The sequence below is a fragment of the Noviherbaspirillum aerium genome (assembly GCF_008929045.1).
GTDB lineage: Bacteria > Pseudomonadota > Gammaproteobacteria > Burkholderiales > Burkholderiaceae_D > Noviherbaspirillum > Noviherbaspirillum aerium.
Window position 1 is genome coordinate 126,398 of sequence record NZ_VFAH01000007.1, and the last position, 19,028, is coordinate 145,425.

Annotated in this window: 12 protein-coding genes; 3 read left to right on the forward strand and 9 right to left on the reverse strand. The window is 60.9% G+C overall.

Features of this window, described 5'->3' with window-relative positions; all coding sequences use genetic code 11:
• Positions 1 to 94: 94 nt before the first annotated feature.
• The 6 genes from FH061_RS12575 to FH061_RS12600 form a co-directional block, all read right to left on the reverse strand.
• Positions 95 to 2,140, reverse strand: a complete 2,046-nt coding sequence (locus tag FH061_RS12575; RefSeq protein WP_151636174.1) for an NEL-type E3 ubiquitin ligase domain-containing protein — start codon at positions 2,138 to 2,140, stop codon at positions 95 to 97.
• A gap of 675 nt (positions 2,141 to 2,815) precedes the next feature.
• Positions 2,816 to 5,275 carry an NEL-type E3 ubiquitin ligase domain-containing protein gene (locus FH061_RS12580; RefSeq protein WP_192805039.1) on the reverse strand — a complete coding sequence of 820 codons (2,460 nt, stop codon included), beginning with the start codon at positions 5,273 to 5,275 and terminating at the stop codon, positions 2,816 to 2,818.
• A gap of 903 nt (positions 5,276 to 6,178) precedes the next feature.
• Entirely contained in the window at positions 6,179 to 6,685 is a 507-nt protein-coding gene (locus tag FH061_RS12585; RefSeq protein ID WP_151636176.1) for a hypothetical protein, read from the reverse strand.
• Between the two features lie 137 nt (positions 6,686 to 6,822).
• On the reverse strand, positions 6,823 to 8,040 hold the full coding sequence (locus tag FH061_RS12590) for an osmoprotectant NAGGN system M42 family peptidase (RefSeq protein ID WP_151636177.1): 1,218 nt from the start codon (positions 8,038 to 8,040) through the stop codon (positions 6,823 to 6,825).
• 5 nt (positions 8,041 to 8,045) lie between these two features.
• Complete coding sequence (ngg, locus tag FH061_RS12595) at positions 8,046 to 9,806, reverse strand: N-acetylglutaminylglutamine synthetase (protein WP_151636178.1); 1,761 nt, start codon at positions 9,804 to 9,806, stop codon at positions 8,046 to 8,048.
• Positions 9,807 to 9,897: 91 nt separating this feature from the next.
• Complete coding sequence (locus tag FH061_RS12600) at positions 9,898 to 11,679, reverse strand: N-acetylglutaminylglutamine amidotransferase (RefSeq protein WP_151636179.1); 1,782 nt, start codon at positions 11,677 to 11,679, stop codon at positions 9,898 to 9,900.
• A 360-nt stretch (positions 11,680 to 12,039) separates the two neighbouring features.
• Between FH061_RS12600 and FH061_RS12605 the strand changes: the two genes are divergently transcribed.
• Together FH061_RS12605 and FH061_RS12610 are read left to right on the forward strand one after the other, a co-directional pair.
• The gene (locus FH061_RS12605; RefSeq protein ID WP_151636180.1) at positions 12,040 to 13,116 is read left to right on the forward strand and encodes a zinc-binding metallopeptidase family protein; all 1,077 of its coding nucleotides are present in this window, start codon (positions 12,040 to 12,042) and stop codon (positions 13,114 to 13,116) included.
• Between the two features lie 210 nt (positions 13,117 to 13,326).
• Complete coding sequence (locus FH061_RS12610) at positions 13,327 to 13,692, forward strand: translation initiation factor Sui1 (protein ID WP_151636181.1); 366 nt, start codon at positions 13,327 to 13,329, stop codon at positions 13,690 to 13,692.
• Positions 13,693 to 13,801: 109 nt separating this feature from the next.
• Here FH061_RS12610 and FH061_RS12615 read toward each other — a convergent pair whose 3' ends face one another.
• Positions 13,802 to 14,587, reverse strand: a complete 786-nt coding sequence (locus FH061_RS12615) for a hypothetical protein (protein WP_225984635.1) — start codon at positions 14,585 to 14,587, stop codon at positions 13,802 to 13,804.
• Between the two features lie 577 nt (positions 14,588 to 15,164).
• Entirely contained in the window at positions 15,165 to 16,088 is a 924-nt protein-coding gene (locus FH061_RS12620) for a transglutaminase-like domain-containing protein (protein ID WP_151636183.1), read from the reverse strand.
• A 208-nt stretch (positions 16,089 to 16,296) separates the two neighbouring features.
• Between FH061_RS12620 and FH061_RS12625 the strand changes: the two genes are divergently transcribed.
• The gene (locus FH061_RS12625; protein WP_192805040.1) at positions 16,297 to 16,665 is read left to right on the forward strand and encodes a hypothetical protein; all 369 of its coding nucleotides are present in this window, start codon (positions 16,297 to 16,299) and stop codon (positions 16,663 to 16,665) included.
• A 237-nt stretch (positions 16,666 to 16,902) separates the two neighbouring features.
• On the opposite strand, the gene FH061_RS12630 is transcribed toward FH061_RS12625, so the two are convergent.
• Positions 16,903 to 18,951: a helicase-related protein gene (locus tag FH061_RS12630; protein WP_404822460.1), complete on the reverse strand. Its 2,049-nt coding sequence runs from the start codon at positions 18,949 to 18,951 to the stop codon at positions 16,903 to 16,905.
• Positions 18,952 to 19,028 lie beyond the last annotated feature (77 nt).

The following is a 19,028-nucleotide window of genomic DNA, read 5'->3' on the forward strand; positions in this document are numbered from 1 at the left end:
AAACGCTCGCTGTGCTGCTCCAGTTCTTGCGGACTTAGAGAAAAGTGTGTGACTTGTCTTTGTCGTGGAACCGGAACCTGGCCTCCATGCTCCGCTACCTGTTCCTGCCCTGTCTGGGAAATTTCGGATGTCGAACTTCGACGCGACCGTTTGATGGCGGATTTGGAAACTGCACTATAAGGTCTCCAAGGGAAGCCTGATCTTTGCTGAATTTCTCGCCGTGAAGCGGCATAGGCCGGGGGCCCATGGGACGGTGGGGAGGGCGTTGTCTGGCGGGTGGATCTTGAGTCTCCGGGCTCTTCGCACCGGCCGGCTCGGGCATTTCGTTTCTATCGTACGCTGTCGCGAAACTTATTTTCGGACCAGCATAATCGGCCTGTGCGATGTGTCTTTGAAGCGCCGCGAGCGTATCGCGGGGGAGCAGGTCCGGACGCATGCTGATATGGACGTCCGAGTGCGCCGAGTACGTTGTCATGAAATTCTCCGGCAGGCTGGTGATCGGGTTGCCGAATAAGGAAAGATCCACCTTGGGCGGCAAATCATGCAGCGAGGGTATCTCGGGCAAGCGATTGTTATCGAAATTGACGGCCTTTATCCACGTGGGAAGCGGTGGCATGCTTGTCAAGCCGAATCCGCTTAAATCGAGCGGCACCTCATTCTCCCGGTTCGGGGAAATAGCGATGTAATCTCTTATTCTGTCGGAGACTTCTATTCGGCTCACCACGTCATCATCGGAACCGCGACTGCACCACGCTGCCAATGCCTCGTGGAGATTATTTTCCGGAGTGAAGTATCTGGGCCCGATTTCTCTCGAATTATCAAAATGCAGATGTGCATCCTCGCCTTCCAACAGAAAATGCGGGTCGATGGTAATCAGCAACCCGCCACGGTTCTTATTCAGGGAATCGTCCGAGAACTCTTGAATGGGATTTCCATCAACATCCAATGTCTTCAGCTCTTTGGGAAGTGAATGCAGGGGCGGCACCTTGATGAGCTTATTGCCATGGAATCTCAGATGTTTTAATCCTTCCGGAAGCTCCGGCGGAAGTTCATTGAGCCCTAGCTCCGAAAGATCAAGAGGGATATCTGCATGACTTGAATCTGCGCTGTACGCCTTTACCCAATGCTTTATCCGGCTCACCGCATCCATCCCACGGCCCCCCCTCGCACTCTGCTCTGCCGCCCACTTATCCAACGGCGCTTTTCGGAAAATTGAATTCCGAGGCGTATTCCCGGGTAAGAATGCCGTTGTGTCTCCGCGGAATAATGTTGATGCGTCGGACGCATTCCAAGGTTGGCTGGCCCTCCATCTTTCCAAGGTTGAAGTTGTAGTCCTCGGAGTTACGGGAGACAAATCACGAGTATGGACGCCGGCGCTCGAAGAACCAATAGACGCGCCTGCACTGTGTTGATCAGACGCGACTGTGTCTGAACGAGCGGAACTCGGGCGAGCTGGCCTGTCTGCGCCGTTTGTATCGGCGGCATCGGCGAGGCGCCGATATACACGGATGGGTGTCTGGCTTGGCGAATTACTTTCCGAAGGAAGCTCGACGTTGCGGATGCCACCTTGAGTACCGACAAGATCGTGCTTGGCACCATACACCTCGTCCGTCAGTTGCGTTGCCAAACCCACCGGCGCATTGCTTGCTGCGAACAACACCGATGGCACAGGACGGAAGTCTACTCCAGGGACAGCGGACCTGATTTGCTTCTTGATGTCGTCTTTAAGATTGGTCGCCCCAAGTATGACCTGCGTCTTCCAGTTCTCGAGGATAAAGCTATGCATTTTCACCTGTTCAAAAGGATTTCCGGAAAGATCAAGTGTGATCAACGACTTGGGTAAGTCTTGCAGTCCCGTCAACACTGTCATCTTGTTGCCGGACAGGTCGACGTACCGCACCCCTTTTGGAAGAGGAGGGATGCTTGACAGACCACATGCGGGAAGTGCCAGGACATCGTCCCAACGCTTATCTGCTTTTCTAGCAATGGCCCAACGCTGAATTGTCTTGGCCGCGAGACTGCGGGCATCATGCTGAACAGGATCAAGCCCCGGCGTTTCCGCCCAAGCCTTCAGTTGGCTCTGGAGCGGCTTCAAGAGCTTTTGCGTAGAGGGCCGCGCTATCCCATGCGTTTCAACCATGGGCTTTGCGCTGGCTTGGCCTGCGGGAGGCTGCTTCTTCTTGAGTTTCCTGCCACCGGACTGGGGAGCCATGGCCCTCAGCGCATTTAGCAAGGTTTTTTGTCGAGACGTTGGGGGTGTTGGTGGATTGACGCGAGGCCTCCCTTCCGGCGGCGCATTCTCTGCCGCCTGCTTCGACGGACCTCCATTCCGCTCGCTCCCCGGCTCGTTCTTTGGAATGGCGTTATCGCTTCTTTTAGGGCCAGAAGGAAAGAACAGACGAGAATAAACCGGAGAAACCATGATGGAGTGTAGTCAAGAGTAGGAGTGAAGTTGCCGCGCAATCATGCAAAACATGCAGGGCGCCTTGCGAAGCGATAATCAGGTGAGATTGGGTGGCAGACAGGCGCCGGATAGTTCCATGGGCTTGCGGCGCAGGGGATACGGCTTGCACGGTGCGTCAGGGCCTGTTCACAATGGATTCGGGAGTGTGAAGGCGCCGCAGGCGTTGCATGGCTGGCAAAGGCGGCCAGCCTTTGCGCCGCCACGCGCCACCGCCAACGCGCGTTATGGTGCGAACGCATCTCCAGACTCCAGCGTGAACAGGCCCAGCGTGTTTATTGGCACAAGCTGACAGCCTGCACCGCGGTTCAACATGCGTGTCACATCATTGAAATGCGTCTGCTTGCCGCTTCATCACAAGCCCAAGGTCAGTCCGCGCCTGTGCGCTAAGCTGACAAGCACGTCTGTTTTCATCTCCTCCTGAATATCATCATCAAGGCGCTGGTATCTGACTCCCAGCTGTCTCATCGCCTCTTCAAATAAATGGGAATTCCCCCTAGCCTGCGGATCTTCACTCAATGCCTCCTCCTCCGCATAGAGCTCGGCTGCCCGCTTGGCCTTTTCCTCCTCTATACGCTGTTTCAATCCATCCATTTGTTCGGGTTCCACCTTTTCAAGCAGCAAGTTCATCATCGATGACGTGGTCAGGAAGCGCAGGAATGCCTGGTCGTTCGCATCAGCATTGGCCGCCGGCAGGCCGTCGTTGCCTAGCTTTCGCTCAAGCTCTTCGAACTCCTGCGGGGTGACGTTGACGAGATTGCCCGGCTTGGTGCTGGACTGTACCGGCAGATGATACTTTTCAGCGAATTGATTAAAGAAGATCAGATAAGTTTCGACATGCAGCTGCTGCTCCCTGACACCCTCGATCTTGCGATACACCGCCTCCGCTATGAGCTTCCTGCGGTATTGGCTCTTGCAATAATCAATAACCTCCTGAGGCTTGTCGTTGTACTGCTCTTTTTTGATGGCATCTTCAAACTGCTTGTCAAGGCAAAGCGTTTCCATGTCCATGAATCTCAGTGCGATCCTGTTTTCACAATTGCCCAAGGCATTCTCCGCCAGGCCAAAGCACACCTGACGCAGGTCCGGATCGGCCTGAAGCCGGGTCAACAGTTGAACCACGCGCCGGCCGAAATCTCCGTTGGGGTCTCGATCACGGTGCGGATCGACCTCGCGCAGGCGTGTCAGGAAGTCGGCAAAACGGCTTGCATTGTCCTCCTTCCGGAAATTCGCCCAGTCTGTCAGCGACGCTGACGTTTCATCCGCCCAAAACTTCACGGCTGCCGACAGCTTGGTGGCAGCCTGGTCTTTGGGAACGCCGCTCGGGTAAGACACCTTTGGACCTTTGTATGTATTCTTATTGAATACCTCTTCCAGCGCCTCGCGCGTTTTTTCAACAAGCGACTCCGGGTCCAACCAGATGCGAATGTCTGACGGCGTCGTCAGGAACTCCGGCGGCAGTTCGGCTATCGGATTGTCGAATGCGCGAAGCTGGATATCGGGAGGCAGTTGGTCTAGAGAAGGTATCGCGCGCAAGCTGTTGTCCTGAAAGTGGAGTTCCCTTATCCAGGCGGGCAGCGGCGGAATAGTGGTCAGGCTCAGTCCGCTCAGGTCAAGCGGACTGAGTTGCGTACGCCCAAGCCAAGGCGGATTGGTGACATAGCTTTCTATCCTGCCGACCGCTATCTTGCGTTTTTCCCGTTCGTTGCCAGGACTGCTATCGACCCACTGCTTCAATTCGGCCTTGAGCAAGGCATGGTTGTGGTTCTGGAATGAGTATATGGGCCCCTTATCTGTGCAATGTTGCTCTTTAACGTCGTCTGGCAGGAAGGTGTTGTCAATTGTGATAATCAACCTGTTGCGTGCCTCGTCCAGAGAATCGGGCGACAACTTTCTAACGGGGTTGCCTTCGAGATTCAAGGTCAGAAGGCCTTCAGGAAGCGAGCTCAGGGCCGGCAATTCGTTGAGTCGATTGTTCTTGAACTGAAGATTTGCCAGATTCTTGGGAAGCCTTGGCGGAATTTCGTCCAGATCCAGTCCCGAGAGGATGAGAGGTTCATGATTGGCCGCATTTTGCGGGTCGCGGCTCCATGCCTTTATTCTATCCACCGCTTCCTTTCGTTGGCCGCGATGCTGACCCGGCAGCCCGATCCAGTTGTCCCAGACGGCTTGCGCAGGTAAGGGAGGCACGGGCAACGGCCTGAGCAAGGTCGGGTTGAAGGCTTTTCCGGCCATCTTGTACAGCGCCTTCAGTCGCTCTGCGGTTGAAGTGCCGGATGAAGCAAGGGATGCGCGCGAGCTGTCGGAAACACCCCGGTCTTTTCCTGCGGAAGATGAAGTCGCGCGGTCTGACTCTGTCGTCTCGAATGAGTCGCCACTTGCCTTGGCGGCGCGCGTCGGCATCGTGGCTTGCCGCCTTGCGCTGCGCCTAGATGCAGGCGCGCCAGCCGCATCGGGAACGGCGGGTAAATTGCCTGTCGCGGCATGCGAAACCTGCCCTGCTGACTCGACGGTCGGCTGCCCCAGCAAGCCCATGACCTCGTCATGAATCTCGATCTTGGGTCCCACGTCGGCCTCGCCCGCGCTTTGCACCCAAAGGGTCAATGCGTCCTGCAAGGCCTTGTCCGTACCAGAAGCCGTGAAGACATTGCTTGCGATGGCATGCGGAACCGGTTCTGCCTGATCGCCTGCCCGCTGGTTCTGCAAATTCACGGCACGTTGATAGCAGACTAGACGTGCCCGGATGGTATCGTCATCGTTGGCCCGGTACGCCCATTGCAACAACTCGGCTTGCACATGCTCTTGCACATTCATGACCGTACCGGAGCCGCTTGGGGCGGCCTGCGTAACCGGCGCTGCCTGGCGGGCGGTCGGCGAGGGATCGGATGTCGGGTTCGTCCCACCGACCTGTTGGTTGCTCGTGATGCGACGCTCCGCCCTACCCCGTCCGGGTGGGTTAGGGGTAAGGTCAAGGCCAGAATTTACCGCGGTTTCGGGCGCATTCTGATGGTTTCTCTTTTTCGTGGGTTGCCCAAAGCCGGTGCCTGCTTTCGCTTTCCGCATTACCTGGTTCAGCAACGTCTGCAGGTGGCTGGGTTTCGTTCTTCGCGGAGCGGAACGCGGTTCGGCCGGCGCAGGCTCCCGACCCGTGGGCTCGGCATTCCGGCGGCCCGTTGGCTGATCCGGAGAAATCGCGTTATGAGCTGTTCCAGACGATCGGGGCCAGAGTCGGAACGAAAATGGATTGTTCATGATGGTGTCGCAAAAAGTTGCCGTGGGGCCAAGTTCGCTCATGCAGGACTGAAACCTTGTCTTGCCAAGCCGCTATTCAGTGAGATTGGGTGGCGCAACGGTGCCGAATGGTTCCGTGGGCCAGTGAGGAAGCATTTTGCGGAACGAGGTCGCGCAATGCCGCCTTGCACGGGCACCGGAAGATTGGGGAGGAACTACGGTGGTTCCGGCGCCTCAGGTCGGAACCACGAGAATGAAAACGTGATGTGGATATACGATATGCGTTGCGGAAGGCTCGCAGTTACTGCAGCCAGACAGGGCTAGAGCGGTTTCGCCTTGACCTGCCTGCCGATCCCGGCCAGATTGCTGCTGGCACTGCGTTGTGACTCCTTGCCATGGCTGGCCATGTCGCGTCGTCACGCCTTGTTCCAGCAGCAATCTGCCTCGGCCTCAATTAGGCCGGTCAAGGCGAAACCGCTCTAGCGGTTACCGGATTTCAGCCAGCTTGCCCAGCGCTACGCTGAGCGTCGCGCCGCCGAGCGTCCTGCCGAGCTCGGGATCGCCGGCATACAGCCTGCTCATCCTGCCAACCACGGCGGGGTCGACCTGCGCCGCATGCCGGGCGAGCCGTTCCACCGCTTCCGGATGCAGATAAGGAGCAAGACGGGATTCCACCGGCAGGGAAGGATCCTGCGCCGGCACATGGTGATCGAGCAGGGGTGTTGCCGCGGCCGGGCCGGCGGCGTCGAGCAGCGGCTTGAGCATGCCGGCGCGCTGCCTGGCATCGCCGCGTTCGAAGGATGTGCCCACCACCTGCTCGAAGGGCGGAGTGTGTTCGGAATGGATGGCTTCGGCAAGGCCATCGCTCATGGCTTCGGAAGACACTTGCTGCGCAATGTCGACGAAATCCTGTTCAACCTTCTGCATGGAACGCACGCCGGTCTCGGCCGCATATTGTTGCAGCAGCGCACTGACATCGTTGGATTGAATCATCGTTTCTCCTTTCAGATCGGCATCCGCGTGAGCGGATGCGGACGTGTAAGGCCGATCGATGGGGCGATAAGTTCTGCCCGATGTTTGATATGCGTCTAAAGAGCTTGTGTCACGGCACTGTCATGTTTTCCGGCACGCTACTCCGGTTCACGCGGCTCGCGCGGTTCATTCAGGCGGACCAGTTCGGTGACGTCGGGCTGGCTGGTTTCGACCGGCGCCAGTTGTCCGGCGTCGAGCTGATGCGAGAAGGAATCGACGGAATCGAGCCGGTGATGCCGGTCTTCCGCCAGCGTGGGGCCGCTCTGGATATACAGCGTCATCAGCTGCGCGAGATCGCTCAGCACCGAGATGTGCGTGCGTTCATAGCCATGCGAGGCATCGGCGCCGAAGCACAGCAGCGCGGTGCGCACGTCGTGGCCTGCGCTGACGGCGGCGCCGGCGTCGGAATGATAGAAGCGGAACACGTCGCGGTTGGTATGGATGCCGTGTTCGTCGCACAGCTTGAGCAGGCGGCGGGTCAGGTGATAGTCGTGCGGCCCGGCCGAATCCATCAGCGGGATGGTAACGCCGCGTTCCTTCGCGCCCTGCCCTGCCGCCACCGGACCGATGTCGATGCCGATGACTTCGCTGACATCGCTCTGGATGACGGCTCGCGCGCCGGAGCCGACTTCCTCGGTGAGGGTGAAGACGACATGGCAATCCATCGGGATGGGCACGCCGGAATCGACGATCGCCTTGACGGCGGCGAGCACCGCGGCGACGCCGGCCTTGTCGTCGAGATGGCGCGACACGATATAGCCGTTTTCCAGCAGTTCCGGGTTGGCGTCGAAGGCGACGAAGTCGCCGATCTGTATGCGCAGCGCGCGCACGTCGCCGTCGCTTTCCACGTCTTCATCGAGGCGCAGTTCAAGCTGGTCCCAGCTGACCGGTTGGGTATCGACGGCCTCATTGAACACATGCCCGGAAGCCAGCAGCGGCAGTACCGAACCGCGATGGCGGCCATGCTCGGTAAAGAGGGTGACGCGCCCTCCTTCGGCCCAGCGGCTGGACCAGGTGCCGATCGGCGACAGCAGCAGGCGGCCATTGGGCTTGATCTCGCGCACCATCGCGCCGAGCGTGTCGAGATGCGACACGATCGCGCAGGCCGGACTGGAGCGGCGGCGCTCCGGCATGTTGCGGCGTAACACGGCGCGGATGGTGCCGCGCCGCGTCAGTTCATAAGCCACGCCGATGGCATCGAGCTTGGCGCCGGTGTAATGCACGATTTCATCGGTCAGGCCGGCCGGGCTCGGAATGTGCAGCAGTTCGAGCAGCGTGGTTTTCAGGAAGGCGGCATCAATAGGAAGCTTTTGCATGGCGGTTACGGGTTTCCTGTCATGGTGAACGGGAAAAGCAGATCGATGAAGCGCTGCGCGGTCGGTTGCGGCTCATGGTTGGCCAGGCCGGGGCGTTCATTGGCTTCGATGATCACGTATTCGTCGGAGGAAGGTTCGGGCACCAGGAAGTCGAGGCCGACCACCGGAATGCGCAGCGCGCGCGCCGCCGTTTCGGCCACGTCGCGCAGCGTGGGATGCAGCTCGGCGGTGACATCATGGATGGTGCCGCCGGTGTGCAGGTTGGCGGTCTTGCGCACCTTCACCGCCTGGCCCGAGCCGAGCACCGAGTCGTAGCTCAGGCCCTGGCCGGCGAGGCAGCGCTCGGTTTCGCCGTCGACCGGGATGCGGCTCTCGCCGCCGGTGGAGGCGGCGCGGCGCGCGCTCTGGCGTTCGATCAGCTGCAGCACGGTGGACTCGCCGTCGCCGACGATCTCGGCCGGGCGGCGGATGGCGGCGGCCACCACCTTGTAGCCGATCACCACGATGCGCAGATCCTGGCCGCTGCAGAATTCCTCGATGATCACATGCCCGCCCTGGGCGGCGGCGCGCTCGATGGCTTCCACGAGATGATCTTCGCTGCGCACATCCACGCTGATGCCCTTGCCCTGCTCCCCGAGCGCCGGCTTGACCACCACCGAACCGCATTCCTGCAGGAAGGCGGCATTGGCCTCCGGGTCGACGGCGGTGATCTGGCGCGGCACGCGCAGGCCGATGGAGCCGAGCCGGCGCGAGGTGAGCACCTTGTCCTGGCACCAGGTCATGGCGACGCCGCCGGTGAGTTCGGTGAGCGATTCGCGGCACAGCATTTCATGGCCGGCGTGGCGCAGCTTGAAGATGCCCGCGGCCGCATCGATGACCTCGACGCTGATGCCGCGCCGGCGCGCTTCGTCGACGATCAGGCGGGCATACGGATTGAGGCCGCCGAAGTCGGTGGTTTCGACGAACAGCTTTTCATTGATGGCGTTCTTGTTCTTGACGACGAAGCCCTGCACCTGTTCGAAGCCGAGCTTCTGATACAGCGCGATGGCCGGCTCGTTGCCGTGCAGGACCGACAGTTCGAGATACTTGCGGCCGCGGGTGGCGTAATGCGCGGCGAGGAAATTGACCAGCGCGCGGCCGGCGCCGACGAGGCCGGTCTGGGGATCGACCGCGAGGCACCACAGGCTGCTGCCCTGGCCTTCGTCGCCGAAGGCTTCATAGTGGTCGACGCCCATGGCCGAGCCGATGATGTCGCCGGTGCGTTCATCTTCGGCAACCAGGAAGACCACCGCGTCGGAGTGGCGCTGGCGCCAGACGATGCGCGGATCGACCGGCACCATGTTGCGCATGTTGTAGAGGCGGTTGATGGCGGCGATGTCGGCGCGGGTGGTCAGCGGGCGGATCACGATGCCCGGCGGCAGCGGCTCGGCCGGCGTGTCGTCGAGCTGCTTGCGAAACAGCAGCGACGGATCGAGGAACAGGGCCGAGGGCGCTTCGGCCAGCACCAGCTGGGGCGCTTCCACATGCAGGGCGATGTCGCGCTTGCCCGGCTGCTCTTCCTGCAGCGCCCGCGCCAGCGCCTGCGGCGATTCGAAGGAAGGCCCGTACAGCAGCCGGCCCCAGCCGCATTCCAGCGTCGCATTGGAATGGTCGGCCGCGGCTCCTTTTTCCTTGGCGTCGCTGCTGATGTCGCTTCCTTCGGCGAAGAAGGGCGGATTGGGGTTGCGCTTTCCATGGATGGACGGATCGTGATGAAGGGCGGTCATGTCGTGCTCCCTGTTTGATATGAATGAATTCGGCGCTCGCTCACGGCTGACGGATTGACAGGCTGATTGGCTGACAAGCTGACGGCCCGGCTCACAGGCCGCGGGTCTGCAGCCAGGATTCCAGCAAGGCGATCTGCCATACCTTGGAACCGCGCAGCGGCGTGATGTGGCTGTCGGGCGATACCAGCATGGCCTCCACGGCTTCGCGGCGGAACAGTCCGCGCTCACGTGCCGCCTGTGAATCGAGCGTGTCGCGCACGAACTGCAGGAAATCGCCGCGCAGGTACTTGAGGGCCGGCACCGGGAAATAGCCCTTGGGCCGGTCGATGACTTCGGCCGGGATGACGGCGCGCGCGGCTTCCTTGAGCACATACTTGCCGCCCTCGGCCACCTTGTGGCGGGCGGGAATGCGCGCGGCGAGCTCGACCAGTTCATGGTCGAGGAAGGGAACCCGGGCTTCGAGGCCGAAGGCCATGGTCATGTTGTCGACCCGCTTGACCGGATCGTCGACCAGCATCACCGTGGTATCGAGGCGCAAGGCGCGGTCGATGACGCTGTCGGCCCCCGGCTGGGCGAAATGGCGCTCGACGAAGTGGCTGCTGGCATCGCCCAGCCGGACGTCGGGATGGAGCAGGCCCAGGAGTTCTTCATGGCTGCGGTCGAAGAAGACGCGGCGGTAGGCATCCACGCCCCTGGCCGGATCGCTGATGTCGGTGAGCGGCGGATACCAGTGGTAGCCGCCGAAGACCTCGTCGGCGCCCTGCCCGCTCTGCACCACGCGGCTGTGGCGCGAAACCGCCTGCGACAGCAGGTAGAACGCGACGCAGTCGTGGCTGACCATGGGTTCGGACATGGCGGCGATGGCGTCGGGCAGCGAGCGCAGCAGATGATCGGCGGGAATGTGCAGCTTTTCATGCACGGTGCCGTAGTGCTTCGCGATCAGGTCGGAGTAATAGTATTCGTCGCCGGCTTCCGCATCCACCGCTTCGAAGCCGATCGAGTAGGTCCGCAGGTCCCGGGTGCCGGCGTCGGCCAGCAATCCGGTGATGAGGCTGGAATCGAGGCCGCCCGACAGCAGCACGCCGACCGGCACGTCCGAGACGAGACGGCGCTTGACCGACAGGCGCAAGGCGCCGAGCACTTCCGATTTCCAGTCTTCGAAGCTGCGCTTTTCATCGTCTTCGTTGCGCTTGAATTCCAGCTTCCACCATTCCTTGATGCTGCAGTCGCCGTCGGGCGTGACCTTCATGTAGGTGCCCGCGGGCAGCTTGCGCACGCCGCGCAGGATGGTATGCGGCGCGGGCACGACCGCGTGGAAGCTCATGTAATGATGCAGCGCCTCCATGTCGAGCGAGGTATCGATGTCGCCGCCCACCAGCAGGGCCGGCAGGGAGGAGGCGAAGCGCAGGCGGCGCGTGTCGAGCGAGTAATACAGCGGCTTGATGCCAAGGCGGTCGCGCGCGAAATAGGTGACGCCGCTGTCGCGTTCCCACAGCGCAAAGGCGAACATGCCGTAGAAGCGGTCGAGCGCCTTCGGGCCCCAGGCATGCCAGGCCTTGATGATGACTTCGGTGTCGCCGGTGGAGGCGAACTGATAGCCGGCGCCCTTGAGTTCCTCGCGCAGTTCATGGTGGTTGTAGATGGCGCCGTTGAACACGATGCCCATGCCGAGCTGATTGTCGACAAAGGGCTGGTGGGCACGATGGCTCAGGTCCATGATGCTCAGGCGGCGATGGCCGAAGCAGCGCGGGCCGAGGCTGAAAATGCCTTCGCCGTCAGGTCCGCGGCGCGACTGCGCTTCGGTCATGTCGACAACCGTGCGCACATCGGCAAATTGTTGGTCGAAACGTATTTCTCCGGCGATACCGCACATGGGATCACACTCCTCTTGGGGGGAAGTTGGATAGGCGGTGCGAGATTCACGGCCCGTCACGGAAAGGCAGCGTTGCTTTTCCGAACGCAATATTGCGTAGCCCTGAGGTGCCGCAAGGTTGGAACAGCTTGGAACCGGTTGAACCCGCACCTCGTCTGCAGATGTAGAGGCATAAACTGCCCGTTTGTTCCTGACAATTTGTCAACGCGGCATTGTTTTCGCCGCATTGCAGCGTATGTGCACCTGCAATTACCCGGCAACATTGACGCAGGCGAAAGACGGGAACGATCCATTGCAGAAAAGCTCCACTGTCGGCGCTTTTGTTTCCTTTCACTTTCCACCACAGGCATACATCCAGGCATGAAGACGTTTCACTGCGACAAGTGCAGACAACAGGTGTTTTTCGAGAATGTCCGCTGCGAGAACTGCGGCAGCATGCTCGGCTACCAGCCGGAACATCATGCGATCAGCAGTTTCGAGCCGGCCGGAGACAACGCCGGAGACAACATATGGCGCAGCCTCAATCCGGCCAATGAAGGCCTGCTGTACAAGCAGTGCATCAACTATTCGCGCGAAGACGTCTGCAACTGGATGCTGCCGGCCGATGCCGAGAGCGAATTCTGCGCCTCCTGCCAGCTGACGCATATCATCCCGGCGCTCTCCTCGGAAAAGAACCGCCTGTACTGGAAACGGCTGGAAGCCGCCAAGCGCCGCCTGCTGTATTCGCTGTGGGACCTGCGCCTGCAGCCGACGCCGAAGATCAATGATCCGGATGCCGGCCTGGCGTTCGAGTTCCTGGAAGACACGCCGGAAAAAAAGGTGATGACCGGCCATGCGAACGGCCTGATCACGCTCAACATCGCCGAAGCCGATCCCGCCTATCGGGAAAAGACGCGCGAGCAGATGGGCGAACCCTACCGCACCCTGCTCGGCCATTTCCGGCATGAGAGCGGTCATTATTATTTCGACCGCCTGATCGCGGATACGAAATGGATCGAGCCCTTCCGCGAACTGTTCGGCGACGAACGGCAGGACTATGGCGAATGCCTGCAGCGGCATTACAAGGAGGGCCCGCCGGCCGACTGGGACACGCGCTTCATCAGCAGCTACGCCAGCTCCCATCCCTGGGAGGACTGGGCCGAAACCTGGGCGCATTACCTGCACATGGTCGACACGCTCGATACCGCCTATGCCTGCGGCATGGTGCTGCAGCCGAAGAAGCCGGGCGAGCCGGAGCTGAAGATTGATGAACGGCCGGCGCGCAGCACGGCATTCGATGATGTGATTGCCGAATGGTTTGCGCTGAGCTATGTGCTCAACAGCCTCAACCGCAGCGTCGGCATGCCCGATCCTTATCCGTTTACGCTGTCGACGCCGGTGATCAGCAAGCTGCGCTTCGTGCATGAAGTGGTGCTTGAGCGGCAGAAGATGCGCTGATCCTGGCGGAGCCAGTTTCATCAATCCGACAACTTCAGCTTGGCCGAGGAATTCCAAGCCGGGAATAGCCGGCATCACTTTGTTTTGCGCGACCTGACTTGACCTGACTTCGTACCGTCCGGTCAAATCGGGACCGATCGGGCGTATTTGCGGATCGTCACACGGTGCTAAACTCGGGCGATTCGCATTTAAACAATCGCTGGGTAAGACATGAAGAGCAGTTCAAACGGCGGCCTTGTGTATTCCACTGATGGCGGGCGCATGTGTCCTGAATGCCGACGGCCCGTCCCGGAGTGCGCCTGCAAGCTCAAGACCGTACCCACAGGCGGCATAGGCGACGGCGTGGTGCGCGTGTCGCGCCAGACCAAGGGCAGGGGCGGCAAGAGCGTCACGCTCGTCAAGGGACTGGCACTCGATCCTGCCGACCTGGCCCTGCTGGGCAAGCAGTTGCGCGCGGCATGCGGCTCCGGCGGCACAGTGAAGGATGGCGTGATCGAAGTGCAGGGAGACCACTGCGAGCGGATCATGTCGGAGCTGATAAAGCGCGGCCATCATCCCAAGCGTAGTGGTGGCTAGGCCTGAAAACTCCAAGCGCCCGCAATACGACCCGGTTCGGGCGAGCTTGTGCAAAGCACTGGAGCTAGGCGGCAACGGGCGAAACCAAGGGTCTCTTCATCGATAGTGCTCAATCCAGATAGGTGCCGGCGTATCCCCGATAGGGATTGCCATAGACCCGTCTGCCGAGCAAGTGATTTTCCTTCATGAACGAAGAAATGGCATCCGGCGATGCGCCCTTGAGCATTTCCTTGACGATCCCGCTCGGCTCCATGCTACGGTAGCGCACCGGCATTCCCGCACGCGCGGCCCCCTCGGGCAGGTCCGGTACCGTCAGCGTGGGATCGAGGAATAATGCCGCACCCACCTGCGGATCGTACCGCTCCCGAACCAATCTGGCTGCTTCAAGAATTGACGACATGACCAGTCCGAAGGATCGGTAGCTCATCTTTGCTTGCCAGGATGCGCGCATGAAGAGCAGTTCGTCCGGATCGACACCGGGACACTCTCCTTGATATGCCGCCGTCAGGCAATGATCGGCCGCAGCCAGCAGGCGCTGCGTCGGATCGGGTTCGAGATTCAGTAGCGACAGCAGCTGGCCAAGAGACGAACCGCGAAGATAATCCTGCGGACCGCAATCGAATCCCGCATCGCCCGGATTGTGGTGGTCAATACGCAGGGTTGGCATGACCTGTTTGAGCGCGCATTCGACGAACACCACCGGCTGACGCGGCAGGATCAGCTGGGCCTGCCGTCTGCCGCGCTCCATATGCATTGCCGAATCGGCATCATAGGCTGTCGCCGACGTGCACTTATGCCGGCCGACCGCCGCCCATGCCACGGGATAGCCATGCACACCCAGTACGCGTTCTATTTCGCGCATTTCAGGGTCAAGCGCTCCGAGGATAAAAAGCATCTGGGCTTCTGGCTTGTGCATGAACTTTTAAAAGGACATTTGTCCGGAAAATGGCCACGATGGCTTGTTTTCAGGTAGGTAAGGCAGTTGGACTGCGGCCGATCAAAACGTATCCCTGATGTTAAATGAATCGCGAGAGATTTATCGACCATGAAAGCCGGTATCGAGCGGCTGCTTCGGGTCTGGCAATCTTGGTTTGCAGTCGATCCGAAATGCCCATTGGCGATGTGACTTCTTGTATCGGTAGAGCAAGGATGTAGCGCGGATGTAGCGCGGTCGGCTTGGCCTTGGCTTGTGTGGGGCGGAGTGCGTCCAGCGGGGTGAACCGTTGCAGCATGTTGCCAGTCTCGTCGATCCGAAACGCGCGTTTTAGATGATGGGTCCAAAGCCACGCACAGCCGCAATTACTTTCCCCCACGACGTCGCCGCTGGCAAGCGACCCCGAGTCCGCAAGCGCATGGGATGCCTTGTAAAGCCCGCACGTCCTCCCTACACCCGCCACGCCCCGTGAAGGGAGGAGAGCACTCTTTGATCCCAGATGTCCATCCTCGTCGCACGCCACCTTGAAAGTCAGCGCTCAAACCGCCAGCACCGCACTTCCGTCCGTCCCCTTGACCATCGCCACCGGATCGCCCGCATGCTCGTCGCGGCCGCCGGTGTCGTATGCCCATACCTGGAAGCCGTTGAGCGTGGCATCGCCATACAGCGTGGCGAAGGCGCAATCCACCGCATCCATGCCATGGGCGATCTTGATGCGCCCCTTGTGCGTGCGGTTGTACCGCGGATCGTAGATGTGCCAGTGCCCTCCAAGATAGACTTCGCAGTACGCATGGAAATCGACGCCCATGTCGCCTTCGGCCGTCTGCTGGTTCAGGTAAGGCAGATAGCCGGCGGCGTAGCGCGCCGGAATGTCCATGGCGCGGCAGAGCGCCACCATGACATGCGCATAGTCGCGGCAGACGCCATAGCCGCGGGCCAGGATGTCGCAGGCCGACAGCAGGGAGCTGCCGGAGCCATAGCGGTATTCGATGTTCGCATGCGTCCAGCTGCAGACGGCCTCGATGAGCTGCGCCGGATCGCCGCGCAGATGGCCGAAGCGCTCGTGCGCGAACTGCGCCAGGCGATCGGATTCGCAGTAGCGGCTCGCGAAGGTATAACGCAGGACATCCGGCGGCAGTGTCGCGGGAGACGCCAGAGCCGTCGGCAAGTCCTGGTTCTCTTCATGATCGGGCACGAGAAGCAGCATGTCATGCCGGATCACGTTGGCGCCGGGCGCAAGCACGGTTCTGATAAGGGTATTGCCATGCGTGTCGACAAAATGCTCGACGGCCCGTGCGGGTGAATGCGTCTCGACTTCCTGCAGCAGCACCTGCTGCGCCCCGATGCGCGGGCGTATGAGCAGCAGCAGCGGCACATTGCCCTGCGCTATGTACGACAGCATACATCCGACGCGCAGCGTCATCATGCCGGGCGGCGGATGCGGAAGATCGGAAGCATGCATGGGTGCGTGACAGGAAGGAAGGCCGCCCGGGATGGGCAGCCTTATCGTTATATGACAGGCGGCGGACGAAATGGTTTAGCGTATGGTCTGCGCCTGCGCAAGGCTTTCACCATCACTGTGCAAAGCTGCTGCTTGCTGGTGCAGATCCAGGAATTTTCATGCGCCGGGATGGTCTCTATCTGACTGAATCACACCATTCGCACCAGCCATGAAAACAACCGCGCACCCTCCTGTTCTCCGCTTTGACCCCAACCGCATGTTCGATACCTTGCTGCGCAAGCTGGAATTGGCCAATGACGACGCGCTCTGTGCAGAGCTGCATGTCGCGCCTTTTGTCATCGCGCGCATCCGCAGCGGGCAGTCGCCGATCCCGCCTTCCCTGCTCATCCGCATCAATGAACTGTCCGGCATCAACGTGCGAGAACTGCGCCGCCTGATGGGAGACCGGCGCAGCGAATACCGCATGGGCGACTTCGTGCCGGCGCGGTCGACGCCGCCGGCCAATGCGATGGGAATGCGCAGGCGGCTGATGGATGCGGATGACGCCGGCCTGCCGAATTGCGTGCAGTGGGCCTAACGGGCCTAGTAGACCTGAGGCCGATCGCCAGCCAGTGCATCATGTGAGTCGCGTCTTTTCAATCTGGGCGCGTCGTTTCCCGGTCTAGTTCATCGCCCTGTCTGCTATGGACTCTTAGGCCGGATTCTTAGGCCGACACTTGCCCTGTCCGCAGAAAGTCCTTCAGGCTTATCTGTGACCTCACGAATTTGAAGGAATCCGGGGCGCCCCAATGGTGCAGGCGCACTCAGGCGCCGCTCAAGCTGCCCGGTTGCGTGTACGCCGGCGCATGGCCGCATTCTGGGACTGCAGGATGCGGTCGATCGTCTCGGAGGCATCGCGGGCGCGCTGCTGCGCCTCTTCTCCGTGTGGAAACAATTCCGGGTTGCGATAGCTCAGCCAGGCATAGGCGGAATACAGCTTGCAGTCATCCTCGACTTCCTGCAGGTTGCGTCGATGATCGGTGATGTGCTGCGACGGCAGGGCGCTGGGCTTGCCGCGCGCCACGGCACGCGCCCACTGTTGCCAGGCTTCATGCAGTAACGGAATGCGCGAGGAGATCGGCACCAGCGACAAGGTGAACTTGTCGGCCAGCGGCATCGGCAGGGTATCGAGCCACAGCGCACGCTCCGACTGTTCCTCCGTGATGCGCGGCGTGAAGAAGCCGTCCGGCACATCGATATTGTGTTCGAAGCGCTTGAGCAGCTTGGACAGGGCCTGCTCGCCGGTCACCGAGGCGATGCGGTTGAGATGCTCCAGCGTCGGCGCGACCGAAAAGCCAAGGGCGGGTACCGGTGGCACCTTTTCCTGAAGCAATGAACGCATCACATAATGCGTCTGCTCGTCATAGCCGGCGACAAAACCTTCCTCATGCACGCCGAAGCGCCCTGCCCTGCCGGCGATCTGCTTGGCAAGCGCGGCGCTCAGCTCTTCCTCTTCATAGCCGTTGTACTTGCTTGACGTGGTCATGACCACGCGCTGGATCGGCAGGTTCAGCCCCATGGCGATGGCATCGGTGCCGACCACGATATCGGCCGAGCCGTCGCGAAAACGGGCCGCCTGCGCGCGCCGCACTTCCGGCGACAGATTGCCGTAGATGGTGGCGACCGACAACCCGGTCTCGGTAATGAGGTCGCGCCACATCAGCACATCGCGCCTCGAGAAGGCAATCACTGCATCGCCGCGCCGCAGGTTGCGCAGCTTGCGCACCGCATTGGCTTCCATGGCCAGCGGCGCCTTGCGCTTGAGCAAGCGGATTTCCAGGGGGCAGTCGAGACGCCGCGCCAGGGCTTCAATGGCTTTGCGCGCTTCCGGCGCACCCACCAGATACACGGTGGTGGCTGGCGCGCCGCAGACTGCCGCGGTCCACGCCGCGCCGCGATCGCGGTCGCCGAGCATCTGGATTTCATCGATTACCGCGACATCGACACGGGTCTGGGTATCGAGCATTTCCACCGTGCTGGCGACATGGGTCGCGCCTTCGACCAGGCGCCGTTCTTCACCGGTGACGAGACTGACCTTGATCGGCTCGCCGTTGTGCTCGGTCGCGGCAAGGCGCTCGTAGTTCTCCAGGGCGAGAAGACGCAGCGGCGCCAGGTAGACGCCGGTCTTTGCCCTGGCGAGCGCTTCCATCGCCTCATGCGTCTTGCCGCTGTTGGTGGGTCCGAGCACCGCGATGAAACGGCGCGGCAGGCGGCGCGCCATGTCGAAGGAGGCTGGATATTCGGCGAGATTGATGCTTTCCCGGGTGCGCTCGGCGTGAATCTGTTCCTGCTGCCGTTCGATCGCATGCTCCAGGCGCTGTTCGATGCGGTCGAAGACCTGGTCGAATGGCACCGACGATTCCTTCACCGCCAATGCCTGCAGGAAGGTCATCGGATCAAGGCGGTAATCGCGCGCTTCCTCTGCCAGACGGGAAACAAACTGGCAGACCGTGCGGTGCAATTTCTCGATGGCCAGGGGCGTCACCCGCTCCTGCACCAGCTGCAACTGTTTATCCGGCCCCATGTTGCGCCACTTGCCGGTCTTGGCGAGAACGCCGTCTCCGGGAACGAGGTCGTAGGGAACATGCAGTCCGGCGGCATCGACGGTGCCGGCGTAGCGCACCATCACGCGCCCTTCCAGTTTCATGATTTCCGCGCCGAGCGCCTGCACATGCCGATCGGCCGCCTGCGGATGGAGCGCCGGCACGGTTGCGGCATCGTCGTGTCCGGCCGGATTGTGGTTGCCTTTGATGCTTGCGTTCGCGTCTTGGGCGCTGTCGTTATGATCGTTGCTGCTGCTATTGCTGGAATTGTTTGCCATCATTCGTGTTTCATGTGTTTTTGCTAGGATGCGTGGCTTGCGCACGGGTTCAATGCCGACCATGCGATGGGCCGTGGACA

Bases quoted from the DNA above. Each gene is read 5' to 3' on its own strand.
- ngg (WP_151636178.1), bottom strand. From the start codon at position 9,806: ATGACCGCCCTTCATCACGATCCGTCCATCCATGGAAAGCGCAACCCC.
- FH061_RS12600 (WP_151636179.1), bottom strand. From the start codon at position 11,679: ATGTGCGGTATCGCCGGAGAAATACGTTTCGACCAACAATTTGCCGAT.
- FH061_RS12590 (WP_151636177.1), bottom strand. From the start codon at position 8,040: ATGCAAAAGCTTCCTATTGATGCCGCCTTCCTGAAAACCACGCTGCTC.
- FH061_RS12585 (WP_151636176.1), bottom strand. From the start codon at position 6,685: ATGATTCAATCCAACGATGTCAGTGCGCTGCTGCAACAATATGCGGCC.
- FH061_RS12625 (WP_192805040.1), top strand. From the start codon at position 16,297: ATGAAAACAACCGCGCACCCTCCTGTTCTCCGCTTTGACCCCAACCGC.
- FH061_RS12630 (WP_404822460.1), bottom strand. From the start codon at position 18,951: ATGATGGCAAACAATTCCAGCAATAGCAGCAGCAACGATCATAACGAC.
- FH061_RS12610 (WP_151636181.1), top strand. From the start codon at position 13,327: ATGAAGAGCAGTTCAAACGGCGGCCTTGTGTATTCCACTGATGGCGGG.
- FH061_RS12615 (WP_225984635.1), bottom strand. From the start codon at position 14,587: ATGCTTTTTATCCTCGGAGCGCTTGACCCTGAAATGCGCGAAATAGAA.
- FH061_RS12575 (WP_151636174.1), bottom strand. From the start codon at position 2,140: ATGGTTGAAACGCATGGGATAGCGCGGCCCTCTACGCAAAAGCTCTTG.
- FH061_RS12580 (WP_192805039.1), bottom strand. From the start codon at position 5,275: ATGAATGTGCAAGAGCATGTGCAAGCCGAGTTGTTGCAATGGGCGTAC.
- FH061_RS12620 (WP_151636183.1), bottom strand. From the start codon at position 16,088: ATGCATGCTTCCGATCTTCCGCATCCGCCGCCCGGCATGATGACGCTG.
- FH061_RS12605 (WP_151636180.1), top strand. From the start codon at position 12,040: ATGAAGACGTTTCACTGCGACAAGTGCAGACAACAGGTGTTTTTCGAG.